Origin of the sequence: Marinobacterium rhizophilum (genome assembly GCF_024397915.1) — a bacterium.
Taxonomy (GTDB): domain Bacteria; phylum Pseudomonadota; class Gammaproteobacteria; order Pseudomonadales; family Balneatricaceae; genus Marinobacterium_A; species Marinobacterium_A rhizophilum_A.
In genome coordinates this window covers 89,390-104,137 of record NZ_CP073347.1, presented here as the reverse complement: position 1 = coordinate 104,137, position 14,748 = coordinate 89,390, and the positions used below count along the sequence as shown (strand labels likewise).

Here is a 14,748-nt window from a genome sequence, read left to right as displayed (position 1 = left end):
GCTGGTAATTAGGAATCCAGTTCAATTCAAATCGTTGAACAGGACCTTCACGTACCTCTCTCTGTTCAGTACCGCATCCTCTCCTGATCCCTGTAGAAGGCCCAAATCGTCTCGAAGGCCCGCTCCAGCTCCCGTCTGGCTATCGGACTTTGCGTTTCGCCAAGCAAGGCTTCAATCAGCTCCATCCGCGACTCGGCCTGTTCGGGCAACAGGACAGGGGCGGCGGACTCCACGCCATAAAGCACCTGCCCCCCCCCCGGCGTGCGGGACGAATAGGTGCGACTCCTGAGCACAGGGGCCTGAACGTTGTCAATTTCCTGACCCCATGAGGTGTAGCCGCGAGACGGCGGCTCCAGCTGTATGCGATAGGTACCCGCCAGCAGCTTCGCAAACTCCGGCCAGTGCGCCTCCGAAATCTGCCCATCACGCAATCCATTCAGCAGCGCGACCTGGGCCTCCGGGTAGTCGGCAGACTGCGCCAGAATTTTCAATGCGAAAGCTGCGCTGGCGTTTCTGGGAGAAGCGCCCTCGACCCAGCGCGTCAGACTGGAAATACCGACGCCGCCGGGAAGTCCTGCGAGCGTTACAGCGGCGTACTGCCCCCAGCGCAACTGTGATACCTGTGACAAATCATCTACAAGGGACTCATCACCATAATCCTTGAAAACTTGAAAAAGGGGGCCTATGTCCAGTCCGTGAACACCGTCATCCGTCGCCACATCAAAAGCATCACGGGCCGCCGTCACGACGTCCCGCCGATAGAGTCCAGGAGCCTGCTCTTCCAGATAACGCCCTAGCGCCTCTATCTCGACCGGATTGTCTGTAGCACGCAACTCCTCGTACCAAATAGCCTCCGCCTGTTTTCCACCGATCTGGCGCAAGACATCGAAAAGCGCCAGACGCAAGGACGCATAGCCAGTCTGCTCGAAGCCACCACCGGCGGCGGAACTGTCGGTAGAATCTCTCAGGTAACCGCGAATCGCCGGAATCGCTATAACACCTTGTGCAACAAGCCTGTCCAGTGCGCGAAGCGCATCGGCGACGTCACCGGGCAGGAGGGTCCAGCCCTCACGCTGTTGAAACAGCGCGAGCTGTACAATTATTTTCTCTATCACATTCGCGCCAAATGAATCGTCGTAGCCATCCTCTGGTATTGAAGACAACCCGCCACCACTGACAAACCCATTCTCTTGAAAGGTTACTGATTTTTCTTTTTTAACTGGGTCCTTAATAATCTGGTCTGCTTGCGGACGGGACTCCATGGAATAACCCTGTTCGTTTCTATGACCAGGCCCAGCCTCGTCGAACGGCCAAAGGTGCACGACAAGCACTACCACAACGATCACAGCCAGCAGGTCCCAGATATCGACCAGATGCCTACGGGTATTGGCCGGGTGTTGCCCAGTGTGTCTTTCCGTGCCGATGATCGAATGGTTCTGGTACATAAGGACTCCCCATGAAACACAAACATCCCTGCGCTTCACGCATGATGCACTCCTTGTGCTCTCCCGTACGACAAAGCAAAAGGCGAGCCATTAAGGCAAGTCATTGAAAACAAAAGAAACAGTATTGACTGGCGGGATACATCAGCAGGCCGGGCGTAAAGCCAGCCTTACAGGCGCCCCCAGGAATACGGCTAACGTTTTGAATTCAATAGGAAATAGATCAACAGCGCGGTGTCAGCCTGACGATACAGGCACCAACTCAGCGGCCCCGACAGCTAGCCGCCAGTCGCCGGGCTACGATAGACCTCAGCTTGCAGGACGGTGGTAACGCCCTGCCCTTCCATGGCAAGCCCATCTGTATCGTTTGATTTACGGCAGGAGATGCCCTGCCCTGGATATGTCGGTAATCCGCAACGCTTATCGAGATAACCGATCAAATTTGAAACATAGCCCCATTGCCATATTCCACATCTGTATAAATATCGATCAAATCAGCATGTTATAGTTCTTACCAGCTTCACCGGGTTCAGAATCTGAGGTTTAACTGGCTCGCAGATGTAACAGATAACCCAAAGACGCCCAGGCACAGCACTGAACAGGGATGATCGAATGTACCGACTTGAGACACCAGGCCTTGATGACCCGGGCGCACAAATTTTAGCCGTATCCGCGGGCATACAGGTCCGCGGCAACAACTTGATGCTGGAAAGATCCTCTCCCGACAAAGGCAAAGCCTGAGCAATCAGGCGGCGCAAAGTTACGGGTCCCTTGGTGTAATCTAAACTTTACATAAAGGGATCGCCGGACCGCCGAAGGAGAGAACCACTTACGGATTGGCCGCTAGAGGATCTTTGCTGAATAACAACTTCAGGAGAGATCTATGCGCCTTTCCGGGCCGACATTTTCCGCGACGCTGGCCGCCGCGGGCCTCGCTATCACACTGAGCTGCACCAGCTTCGTCACCTTCGCCGGCACCCCGCCTGGTCATGCCAATGCTTCGGCGGCGTCAGCTGTTGCCGAACAGGCGCGTCAGCAGGCCACCGAGCACACCCAGGCACTGATGGCACTGCAAAAGCGTTGGGCCAAGGCCCAGGGCGCCGAGAAATCCCGCGCGCTGCAGCAGATGATTGCCAGGGCCGAAGAACGTCAGGCCTTGTTGCTCGAGCTGATCAAAACCAATCCAGCCGAAGTCCTGCGCGTCGCCGTTCCGGAAGATAAACAGCACGGCATGCCTGCTGAGGTTGTCGAGTTACTGGAACAGAAAGTCGAGATCGCCGGTGAGTCGGAAGTCTTGTATGAAGATTATGAAGATGGCTCCCATAAGCTGCGTCGTTTTGTCAGAACGCCCTTTGGTGAACGTTTCGAACTGAATATTACACAACCAGATTCGGAACTGCAGAACGGTGAAACCGTTTCAGTTAACGGCGTGCTACTAGCGCATGCCGGCAGCGATTCGGACGGGGCTCTGGTTGCGAGCCAGGAGTCTATCGTCACTGCAGAATGTTGCACCCAGGAGAGCACCAGCAGCACACCGCCGCCTGCCGGCGCCTATACCTTTGGCGAGCAGAAGACCCTGGTCATGCTCGTCAACTTCCAGGACAAGGCTGAGCAGCCCTGGACCAAAGCACAGGTGCAGGACACTGTCTTCGGCACGACCAACGACTTCTATCTTGAAAACTCCGACAATCGCACCTGGCTAAGTGGTGATGTTACCGGCTGGTTTACGCTGCCGATCAGCAGCACCAGCTGTGATCAGTGGGCTCTGGCAACCGCAGCCAACGAGGCCGCGACCGCAGCAGGCATCGATACGTCGGCCTACCGCCGGCTGGTATATGCCTTCCCGAAAAATGCCTGTGGCTGGACAGGGCTGGGCTCTGTTGGTGGATACAACTCCTGGGCCTGGCTGAACGGCTCCGCGACGCCCTATGTTGCGGGCCACGAACTGGGACACAACCTAGGCCTGGGCCATTCGGGTGGCCTGGAATGCGGCAACGATGTGATTGAAGGCAGCTGTTATAACGTCGGCTATGCCAATCGTCTCGATATTATGGGCAGCCCCCATACCGGTCATTTCAACGCCTTTCAGAAAGAGCGCCTGGGCTGGAACGATCAGGAACTGTTGGCGGTCACGAGCAGCGGCACTTATGCCGTCGCCCCTTACGCCAGTAACGGCAGCGGCACCAAAGCGCTCAAGGTCCTGCAGGGCACCGACGCCACGACCGGCCAGAACTCTTGGTACTACATCGAATTTCGTAAACCTGTTGGCTTCGACAGCTTTATTGTGGACGGCAATAACCTGGTGGATGTCAACAATGTGACCAACGGCGTCGTGGTCAACCGCGGCAACCTGTCGGACTGGAACAGCAGCCGTCTGCTGGATATGACTCCGGAAAGCAGTGGCGGAAGCTATTACGACTTCAACGACCCGGCACTGGTAGTCGGCCAGCGCTTCGTGGATACAAGCGCTGGCGTCGAAATCGCCACCAACTGGGTCGACAGCACCCAGGCTAACGTATCGGTAACCGTGGGTCCCCAGGACTGTCTCCACGCAGCCCCGACCATCGGACTGCCCGCAGGGTCGAGTGAGTGGGTCGCAGCCGGAACCAGCGTCGAGTATGTCGTCACGCTGTCGAACAACGACAGCCAGGCCTGTACGGCGACGACCTACGACCTGAGCAGTACGATCCCGACCGGCTGGACCGTGACCTGGAGTAGCCAGACGCGCGCGCTGGCTCCGGGCGAAACCGCCAGTACCAGCGTGCTCGTCACCTCAGCGGCAAATGCAGCTGACGGGTTTTACGATATCCCGGTCACTGCGGCCGGCAACAGCACCCAGACTACAGGCACTCTCTCCTACGTGATTGCTTCGCAGCCCACCAACAGTGCGCCAGTCGCTCAGAATGACAACGCCGCAACATCGGCAGGCAACACTGTTATTATCAGGGTACTCGATAACGACTCGGATCCTGATGGTGACAGCCTGAGCGTCGCGTCGCTGAGCGGCGTGAATGGCAACGCAGTCATCAATGGCGATGGCACAATCAGCTTTACCCCGGCCAGCGGCTTCAGCGGTAATGAAGCCTTTACGTACACGATCTCCGATGGCCAGGGCGCCAGCGCCAGTGCCAACGTAACAGTCAGTGTCAGTGCTGTGAGCAACAACCAAGCACCTGTCGCCCAGGATGACAGCATCCTGATCGCGAATGATGGCCCGATCACCATTGCCGTATTAGCCAATGACAGTGACCCGGATGGCGATACGCTGCTGGTAGCCGCCGTGACGGATCCGTCCAAAGGGAGTGTCACACTGAACGCCAATGGCACCCTGACCTACACGCCGGCGAAAAGCTTCAAGTCTACCGATTCGTTCAGCTACACACTGAGTGATGGCAAACTGACAGCAATGGCTACGGTAACCATTACGCTGGACCAAAGCAGCAGTACCGGTACAGGCGGTGGTCCCGGTAACGGCAATGGCAAAGGCAAAAAAACCTGATTAGGAGCTTCGAGGGGCTGTCGTCATGCGAGGCGTCAGCACCTCCAAACCGTTCCTAGTTAGCTGCCTGGGGGCTCAGAAACCCTTCGATCATTTGCGCAAAGGTTTCGTAGGGCTGGGCGCCGTAGAGAAAACGCTCTACCGTCACAACCCCCGGTGTCGTTTGATCCAGGGGGCCTATGTAGAAAAACGGCGTCCCGCGGACGCCGGCCGAAACCCCCAGATCAAAATCCGCCCGGATCTGCGGCGCATATTGCCCCTGCTCCATACACTCCAGGAAACGGGCCGTATCGAGCTCCAGCGACGTGGCAAAGGATTCCAGGTCCTCCATGCTCATGCGCGTCTGATTCTGAAACAGCAAATCATGCATCGACCAGTATTGCTGCTGGTCGCCGGCACATTGTGCCGCCATGGCCGCTCGCGGGGCCAGCGGGTGCAACTTCTGCAGAGGAAATTCCTTCAGTACGATCTTAAGTTTTCCGGTATCGACAAACTCCTTTATCAGCCGCGGATGGGCCTGCTCGAAATGGCGGCGGCAGAACGGACACTGATAATCGGTGAATTCGATAAGGACAACAGGCGCATCGTCCTGCCCCAGGTACGGCGAGCCGGTAACGGTCATGGCCATGGGTAACGGTGGCTCAGACGGTGGCTTGGCTGCCTCTGCTTGCCCACTATCCGGTTTTTGCAGCGCCATCAGCATCTGCTTGATTTCAGTCAGCTCCTGCTGCACAGCCGTTTGCCCCTGCTGCAATGCCTGCAGTTCGGCGCGAATTGACTGTAACTCGTCCACCGTCTCCGCCTGAGCCGTCATCGCTACTCCACATGCTATTCCCAGTACCAGCCCCCAGACGCCAATGTACCTGACAATCGGGAACCCGGTTAATTGCCTTAATTCGCCCATAATGTGTTCTCCAGTGAGTCACCTGTAATGATCGATAAACTCCGCAGACGCCAGTTAAGCCTAGCTGGCCGCCAGTCAAGTGGCGAATGAATGCTCAAGACTGACGAGCTCAAAAAAAGCGGCGACCAGACCTGGTCGCCGCGGTATCGTCTGTTTATTCAACAGGTTCTTTCGCCTTCATTAGCTACCCGGAGTACAGGCAGCTGCAGCAACCGGGATGTTAGTGACGATGCAGGTCACGTCCTCACCAGGCAGCAAGGCCGGTACCACTACGCTGGCACCCGAACCGGTCGTGGTGCCGGTATCATCGCAGCGCCAGGACGACGTAAAGCCGCCGACTGATGCCGGTATGGTCACTGCGCCCGGAATGGTTTCCGCTCCGTCTGCAGCTGTTTCGGCCACTTTCACAGGTCCATACGTGGTCGCCAGGCCAGATCCCCCGAGAACCGTGGTGACCACTAGAGAACTGGTCATACCGCCATCTCCCTGCGCCTCGGTCTCATGATCGAAGGAGTTGTTATTACCATCGTCGATCAGCAGATCGAAGGTTGGCCCTGACCCACCGGTCAACTCTTTCACGATCTTGATCGTCGGCCGGCGGACGTTGGTGATAGTACAGGACTTGCTGTCACCGGTGCCCACGGTGACAGAACCGTCAGTGGCACAGTCGCCACCCGTGGTCGAGGTGTAGTTCGCCAGATCCGTACCAGTACCGGCAATCTCATCAACCGTGAAGCTGCCCGGGCTGACTTCCAGTGGCCCAAAGCCTCCACCGTCGCCAATATTTGTCGCTTTGGCAACACCATCGAGACGCAATGTAAACAGACCTCCGTCCGAAACGTCACAGGCATTGACCACGACCTTAGTGGCAGAGATATCACCCAACGCCTCATTCACAAAGCGGCAGGTTATGCTCTCACCGATGTCCAGATCGATCATAAAGGTACCGGTTCCGCCTGTACTGATTGGCAAGGCCGCGGGCAACGGGAAGACCGAGCCACCGTCGTCATCGCCTGTACAGGTCATGGCCGTCAGCTCCCAACCCGCCGGAACCAATTCAGATACGTCGTAATCACCGGCTTGCAGGTTGAGGAAGGTTTCGCTATCCAGACCAGCCACACCCGAAGCGGTTGTGGTTAGATCGAAATCGCCAGCGCTCGGCTCGGTTCCGGCGGCATTCGTGCCGTCAGGAATATCGGTATCGATATCGAAAGTCCCGGTATCACCGATCGTAACCTTCTCGATGGTGATGCTGCCGCAGATATTCACATTGGCGAGCATAAAGTCGAACAGGTTGGCGGTGACCGACTGGGAGGTACGGGACTCGAGCATGACTTTGGAGAAGCAGATATCCGAACCTGCCGGGATGATCTGATCGCCCATTTCGGCCCACATGTTATCCTGCAGCTCGCCGAATTTCGGCTTCTTACTGGACCCTGTCGCCGTTGCGCCATTGATTATAGGCCGCCAAGCCGGGAAGATACTGGCGCCGTTCACTTCGCCGCAGGCGTCGGTGGCGGGGTGTGCTACCGAGCAGTTACCGCCGGTATTGATCAGCGCCAGTACTTCATCGCCGCTTTCCGGCGATGCCGGGCTCGGATCCTGCCATTCGAAAATCAGGATAGTGGCCAGGGAACCACCTTTGGTGAATTCCCCCACCGCCAGAATGTCGCCATGCATATGCACACCGGTGAACTCGCCGGACCCACCCAGTGCCGTCGGCGTACAGCCAACCTCGGGGTCCTGCAGATACCAGACACCGAAGTTCTCGTTACCCTCGTTCTTGTCGCGGTCGGCGCCAGCGTAAGAGTATATGGCACCCTCGGCGTCGCGATAGAAGGTTACGACCCCGTGCAACAGGTCGTTTTTGTTGTTGACGTTGGGTTTGATAACACAGCCCCAGGGGTCCGACGATACCGCCGACAGGCCACCACCGGCGGCACCCCCAAGCGGTGCTTCGTCCTTGTTACTCGGCTGGTGGTGCGAGGCATCAGGTTCGAAGGAGTCATCAATAAAGACCTGCTCGAAAGCGGCCGTATCCGAATCGCTATTGGGATCGAACGCCTGAAACATCCCCGCCGCCCAGGCTGCACCGCAGTTGTTGGCGTTGCTGTAGATAGATCCCGGGTCGTTATTCACCGGCAGCACCACACGACCTTCCCTACATTCCTGCAGGAACACGGTGTCTGCATCGTCGCCAAACATCGGGGCGTTTAGAGCATCACCGTAGTCAGAAAGGCCGCCGGTCGTACCATCCCCCGGATTGTTCGCGGTGGAGTCCTCGGTATCGCCGTCGAGTTCATAAGGGTTGACATCCGCGGCCATGCTCGTAAAAGACGCCGCGCACAGAGTGGCTCCCAATAGCCAGATTGGGAGCTTTTTACACAGATCTAACGTTCGCATTTCCCACCTCCAGAACCACAGCGGTGCGCCTTGCTGTTAACCGCTCGGGTTTGAAATGGAATCTCGCCGGTCACAAACAGTACCGATGAAACTCCTGTGGTTCGTCTCCTGTCCCTGTATCCGGTGGTTTCAATAGCTCCCTTACCCTCGAACGCTGCCCGTCGCACGACCTTCCTTCACGCCCGTGCAGTGACCAGAGCAGAAACCACCTTGCAGCGGGAACACGCGAATGGCTGACAACAGATACCACAACCCCGGCGCTCCCCGTCGGCTTTTGGCACGACGCACGCCATACCCAAAGCTGTCACAGCAGTACAAGCAAGAGCCGGGCCATATTTATAAGCAACTGATAATCATAAGAAAAATATCCGGCGGCCGCGTGGGTCCGTTGCCAGAGCGTTAAGCAGGCCTTACAGATCGGCTGAATGAAAGATTAACCTGTTGAATTGCAAGAAGAACTCAAGGCAAGTCTCTTGTCAGGGTGACGATACAGCCCGCCTCCGGATGCAACAGCGCCAGCGTGCCGTTATTGCCATGCGCCACGGCAGGCAGAGACCCAACCTTCCCTGCACAGTCCACAACCGAAGGCCGTGACCCCTTCACCCGGCGAAAACGGGCAATCTGTTTCATCAGACTTACGACTGATCACGGTCAGGCGAGCCGCTGTCTGCAAACAGCAACGCATATGGGAAAAACCGATCAGATTCGCAACATTGCCCCCGTGCCATATTCCACATCTGTATAAATAGCGATCAATTCAACATGTTATAGTTCTTACCAGTTTCGCGGGGCACGCAAACAGCCTCGCTATTGATACGATTTTGTAACAGATAACCCAAAGACGCCCAGGCACAGCACTGAACAGGGATGATCGAATGTACCGACTTGAAACACTTGGCTGCGATAAGCCGGGCGCACGAATTTTAGCTGTATCCGCGGGAACAGAGTACTGCGGCAACAACTTGATACTGGAAAGATCCTCTCCCGACAAAGGCAACGCCTGAGTAATCAGGCGGCGCAAAGTTACGGGTCCTCATCCAAGCCCCAGGGTATAGATAGGGATCGCCGGACCGCCGAAGGAGAGAACCACTGACGGATTGGCCGCTAGAGGATCTTTGCTGAATTTTTAACTTCAGGAGAGACCCATGCGCCTATCCAGGCCCTCATTCAGCCAGTCCCTGGCCACCACCGGCCTCGCCCTAGCCCTCAGTTGCACCACCCTGGCCGCATTCGCCGGCAATGACGACGATCAGGCCACGCCCCACGCTGTTGCCGAACAGGCGCGCCAAAAGGCATCCGATCACACCCAGGCACTGGCCGCACTGCAAAAGCGCTGGGCCAAGGCCCGGGGCGCCGAGAAATCCCGCGCACTGCAGCAGATGATTGCCAAGGCCGAAGAGCGCCGCACCTTTCTGCTCGGGCTGCTGGAATCCAGCCCCGCCGAAGCGCTGCGTGTGGCTATTCCGCAAGAGAAGCAGGTCGGCATGCCCGCCGAAGTGCAGGCGATGCTCGAGCAGAAGCTGGAACTCGAGGGTGAATACGAAGCCATCTACGAGGAAGACTTCGAAGCCGGTACGGCCCGGCTGCACCAGTTCGTCAAGACGCCGTTCGGCGAGCGTTTCGAGCTACACAGCAACGGTAAAAACGCTGCCGCACTGACCGGCCAGCAGGTGCAACTGCAGGGTCTGCTGTTTCCGCAAGCAAACGACGCCGACGGTACCAGTGGCGAACTGTTACTGGACGACAGCGGTATTCTGGTGATGGGCGCTACCGGGGGAGATAATGGAGGCACTGCGGGACCGCTACCGAATACCTTTGGCGACCACCGTGTCGCCGTGATGTTGGTCAACTTCCAGAACGATCCGGGCGACAAGCCGTGGACCAGTTCCCAGGTTCAGGATGTGCTTTTCGGACAGGTTAACGACTTGTATCGCGAAAACTCGTACAACCAGGCATCACTCAGTGGCAACGTCTTTGGTTGGTACACGCTGCCAATCAGTGGTGGTACCTGCTCGTCCGATATCGACGACTACGCCAACGCGGCCGCAACTGCGGCCGGTGTCAACCTGTCCAGCTACGACCATCTGGTATACATAATGGCGCCGTCCAGCGGCTGTAATCTCGATACCGGTACCGTTGGCGGATCGCCGTCCAAGAGCTGGATCGTCTCCGGCCCGGACTTCCACACCCTTGCCCATGAACTGGGGCATAATTTTGGCCTCCGCCACGCCCATGGACAGAAATGCGATGGTGGCGCGGTTCTGGGAACGGGCTGCAGTCACTCGGAGTATGGCGACATTTTCGACACCATGGGTTCGGATAGCGCTCACTTCAACGCTTTCCAAAAAGAAAGGCTGGGATGGCTTGGATATAACCAATCGCCTCCGGTGACCGAAGTCGTTGCCGATGGCGTCTATACCCTGAGCCCGATGGCGACAACCAACAGCCAGGTCAAGGGTCTGAAGGTTCTGCGGGGCACGGATCCTGCCACCGGCGCACGCAGCTGGTACTACCTCGAGTACCGCCAGCCGGTCGGGTTTGACGCCGGAATCTTCGAAAACACCGATATGTTCTCCAATCCGGAGAATCTGGCGAATGGCGTACTGCTGCATACGGCCATCGAAGGCGATGGCAACAGCAGCTACCTGCTGGATATGACGCCCGATAGTATTACCTTCAACTCAGGCCTGGACTTTCGCGATGCCGCCCTTGAAGTGGGCTACAGCTACCAGGACGAAATCGCCGGGGTGACGATCACCCCCTTGTCCAGCGACAGCTCCGGAATCACCGTCGATATCAGTTACGCCGCCGGTTCCGGTGGGACATCCAACCGTGCACCTGTAGCAGTGAACGACAGCGCCACCACCCATACCGCGACATCGGTTGCGATCCCGGTTCTGGCCAATGATTCCGACCCCGATGGCGACAGCCTGAGCATAACATCCGTCAGCGGGGTCAACGGCAGCGCCCAGATCAGCGGTGGGGATATTATCTTTACGCCTAATAGCGGTTTCAGCGGTAACGAAACATTCAACTACAGCGTCTCCGACGGCAAGGGCGCCAGCGCCAGCGCGAACGTGACCGTCAGTGTCAGTCCACCCGACAGCAACCGTGCGCCGATCGCCACTGGTGACACCGCCGCTACCGGACCAAACAGTGTCGTCAGCATCCCGGTACTTGCCAACGACTCGGATCCGGACGGCGACCACCTGACCATCACCGCGATTACCCAGGGAAGCAAGGGCAGCGTTCTCATCAACCATGATGGCACTGTCACCTACAGTCCGGCCCGGAACTTCAAGAACGGCGACAGTTTCAGCTATACAATCAGTGACGGTCGTCTGAGTGCCACCGCCACCGTAACGATTTCGCCGGAAAGCGGTAGCGATACCGGCCATTCCGGCAAAGGAAACGGTAAAAACAAGTAGGCCGCCATCCGGCTTCACCCTCCCGGGTCCATCAACAGCACGGCGGTAACCCCAAACAATAACCGGAGCATCAGCTCCGGTTATTGTTCCAAGGTTGGGAGGGGCACTCCCATTGCCCCTCAATGTCTGCGGTGCGTGCCCATCACTGGAACAACGGATCCGGGACATCGTCCGGATCGGGACATGCCATGTCCCCTTCGCCATCATCATCCCAGCAGATGCTGCACTTCGCAGTAGCCTGAACAGGACCTGCGGTCTGACCGGAAAGCACACCGTCGCCGATAGCCACGGCGGTATTGTCAAACAACGCCGCGAGGAAGTTACCCGCCTCGCCGGTATCTGAAGTCCACACCAGATACTTGCCAAGCTCTTCGCCATCCTGTGTCAGGTTGGAGTCGGAAGCTTTCGGCAGATAGCAGACCTTGCCGGTCATGTGGATGGCACCCGGTGCCAGACCACCGATATCGAAGCCACTCGGTGCGGCATAGATACCACCAACGGTATCGTCCAGCAGCGTAACGTTCTCGAGCGCCTCGAGGCCCGTGTTTTCCACTTCGATTTCAACGCAGGCTTCTACCATCAACTCATCGGTTTCCGGATCAGCCATCAGGCGTACCGGTGTATCGGCACACATTTTACGGACCGCGATTTGCGGAGTGGCGTTGAACTCACAGATATCCGACTCGACGCTATTCTCAACGACATCGGCACTGTCAACCACATCCGCTTCGACGAAGAGTTCGTTTGCCTCGGAGATGGCGCCGACGCCGTCGCTCGTCAAGCACTGGATTTCCAGGTCGAGGGACTCACCCGACGCCAGGGAACCACCCCCGATCGCTGTGAAAGTGGCGTCATTGAGACCAATACCGACCGCGACACCACCAACATCGGTAACGGTACAGGAGGCTATACCGGCTGGCGGGCTATCTTTAAGCCGGAATCCGGTCAGGTCGAAATCACCGGAGCTGTCGTTGGTAATGGTGGATTCATAAGTATAAAGCACGGTAGTACCACCTGGCTGGGTCACGCCGGGGCCGTCGCAGGCCTTGGTGATCGACACAGCCGGTGCACCCGGGGTATAGCAAAACGAAATATGGCTCAGGCCACGACCTTCTAGCGCTGTCAGTCCATTATCGTGATCAGTTTGAACAGGGGCATGTACACTTGGATCACTCAAGTCAGCATAATCATACAAATGCCCACCTGGTCCGCCCTTTGCGAATATACCAATAATATTTCCGCCAGTAGCCGCCCAAGAGAACATTTTTCCGTCTACAACAATATCGACAGATAAGGTTCCATCACCGACACCGATTGCACTTACAACAGGCTCATATTTAAACTCGATCAACTCCTCACCATTAATGGAACTACCATAAAAATTGGTACAGGTCGGGTTACCACTTTTTATTTCGGCGGGTACCAGCGGCCCATCAGAATGCGCGGCCTGCACTGCTGGAGCAGCCAATACCATTGTCAAGGCACCCGCCATTACCACCGCGCTCGTTCGCAGTGCCTTCAGGCAGGCCCCAGGACTACAATTATTCAGGAAAGACATGTCTTTACCCTCCAGTTTTTTGGTGAGACGCTCCTGACGAAAAAGCAGCCAGTTGCATCACCTTTGCCTCGCCTGCTGCGGCCGGTGGACTGATCGCCTGGCCTTGGCGTCTGGGATCTCCTGTAGACGGTCTGATCAGTGCCGGCGGGAAAGCACTACCGAGGCGGACTGAGGGGAATACCTCCGGTACCGCCTCCTCTTGTATCCCGCTACGCAACGAATGCGATGACTTGCTTTCGAGGGTCCGGAGCCGATTCACAGCGCCGCCGGGCGCCTCCTGCTTCCCGCGAAACCGGCGACGGTCACCGCGGGCCACGCCAAAGCCGTTTGGTTTTGGTGCCCAGATAGATACAAGAGCCGTGCCATTGCTCTAACTTGTTGAATTTATATACTTTTATCTTCAACGTAAGGGCATTTCAGGTTCGATTTGTAAGCTAGCGGAAACAGTTATTCGGCTTGCGGATGCCAAGCTATTGATTTCTTTTAAAAAGCGACCCGTCCGAAGTGTTAGCCTGGGTTAACGCTCCCTATGGGGTGTACAGCGGTGCGGTTGCTCTTGCATGAGTTCACTCTGCAAGTGAATCGCGCCAGTCACCTGTAAGAACAGGACCTATTCGCCCACGGAGTGGGCGCCCACAAGGGTTCGACTTGAACCACAGGTTCGCCCAGATACTGGGCTCCGACACTTTCGGGCCTCTACGACTATTGCGGCGCGAGGCCGAGCATGGCCGCCAGCCGCGCTGCCGGCACATAGCCCGGTACCAGTTGGCCATCGGGAAACAACAGCGCCGGGGTGCCGGTCACGCCGACCTTCTTACCCAGTTCGAACTGTTCCAGCACCGGCGACTCACAGCTCAGGGACGCGATGGCTTCACCGTTTTTCAACTTCGTCATGCCCGTCTGGCGCTGTTCCGGCGCGGCGCACCAGAGCGATTGCATCTTGGCAAAGGCCGCCGAGCGCTCGCCGCCGCGCGGAAAAGCCAGGTAGTCTACCTCGATGCCCAGCGCATTCAGCTTCGGCACCTCCTGGTGCAACTTGCGGCAGTAGGGGCAGTCCACATCGGTGAATACGGTAACCCGGGCCTTGACCTCGCCATCCGGCTTGAAGACGATCATGTCCGCGGCGTCGACTGCCGAGAACAGCGCCAGCCGGCGGGCATTGAGCCGTTTTTCAGTGAGATTGACCATGCCCTTGTCGCCGTCGGCACGATACAGCTGCCCTTGCACAAAGAACTGCCCCCCCGGGTCGGCATACAGGAGGCCCCCACTCGCAAGCATTACCTCGTAAAGGCCCGGCATCGCGGACGGCTCGATAGACGTGATCTGAATGGCGGTATCCATTTTCTGAAGCTGCTCGGCAATCAGATTTTCGGCAACACCTGCGCCACTGCCAGCGTCCGCCAGCCCAGAGCCGTTGATTATCAGCAATGCGGCGGCGATTAAGTTTGCTTTGTACATGGCTGTTTCCTCACAGAAGTCCCGTGGTCTTACTAAACCGGTATGAAAATACCGAT

7 protein-coding genes and 2 riboswitches are annotated in these 14,748 nt (G+C 57.3%); of the genes, 2 read left to right on the top strand and 5 right to left on the bottom strand.

Annotated elements, in window-relative coordinates; all coding sequences use genetic code 11:
* Positions 1 to 65 precede the first annotated feature (65 nt).
* Complete coding sequence (locus tag KDW95_RS00430; RefSeq protein ID WP_255854254.1) at positions 66 to 1,445, bottom strand: hypothetical protein; 1,380 nt, start codon at positions 1,443 to 1,445, stop codon at positions 66 to 68.
* A gap of 716 nt (positions 1,446 to 2,161) precedes the next feature.
* Positions 2,162 to 2,259, top strand: a riboswitch (cyclic di-GMP riboswitch).
* 66 nt (positions 2,260 to 2,325) lie between these two features.
* Here KDW95_RS00430 and KDW95_RS00425 point away from each other — a divergent pair.
* Positions 2,326 to 4,941, top strand: a complete 2,616-nt coding sequence (locus tag KDW95_RS00425) for an Ig-like domain-containing protein (protein ID WP_255854253.1) — start codon at positions 2,326 to 2,328, stop codon at positions 4,939 to 4,941.
* 55 nt (positions 4,942 to 4,996) lie between these two features.
* Here the strand turns inward: KDW95_RS00425 and KDW95_RS00420 are convergent, their stop codons facing one another.
* Together KDW95_RS00420 and KDW95_RS00415 are read right to left on the bottom strand one after the other, a co-directional pair.
* Complete coding sequence (locus KDW95_RS00420; protein ID WP_255854252.1) at positions 4,997 to 5,755, bottom strand: DsbA family protein; 759 nt, start codon at positions 5,753 to 5,755, stop codon at positions 4,997 to 4,999.
* 270 nt (positions 5,756 to 6,025) lie between these two features.
* The gene (locus KDW95_RS00415; protein WP_255854251.1) at positions 6,026 to 8,248 is read right to left on the bottom strand and encodes a prealbumin-like fold domain-containing protein; all 2,223 of its coding nucleotides are present in this window, start codon (positions 8,246 to 8,248) and stop codon (positions 6,026 to 6,028) included.
* Between the two features lie 982 nt (positions 8,249 to 9,230).
* Positions 9,231 to 9,326: riboswitch (cyclic di-GMP riboswitch) on the top strand.
* A 67-nt stretch (positions 9,327 to 9,393) separates the two neighbouring features.
* Here KDW95_RS00415 and KDW95_RS00410 point away from each other — a divergent pair.
* The gene (locus KDW95_RS00410; RefSeq protein WP_255854250.1) at positions 9,394 to 11,676 is read left to right on the top strand and encodes an Ig-like domain-containing protein; all 2,283 of its coding nucleotides are present in this window, start codon (positions 9,394 to 9,396) and stop codon (positions 11,674 to 11,676) included.
* A 142-nt stretch (positions 11,677 to 11,818) separates the two neighbouring features.
* Here the strand turns inward: KDW95_RS00410 and KDW95_RS00405 are convergent, their stop codons facing one another.
* On the bottom strand, positions 11,819 to 13,234 hold the full coding sequence (locus KDW95_RS00405) for a hypothetical protein (RefSeq protein WP_255854249.1): 1,416 nt from the start codon (positions 13,232 to 13,234) through the stop codon (positions 11,819 to 11,821).
* 702 nt (positions 13,235 to 13,936) lie between these two features.
* Positions 13,937 to 14,692 carry a DsbC family protein gene (locus KDW95_RS00400; RefSeq protein ID WP_255854248.1) on the bottom strand — a complete coding sequence of 252 codons (756 nt, stop codon included), beginning with the start codon at positions 14,690 to 14,692 and terminating at the stop codon, positions 13,937 to 13,939.
* Between the last annotated feature and the right edge of the window lie 56 nt (positions 14,693 to 14,748).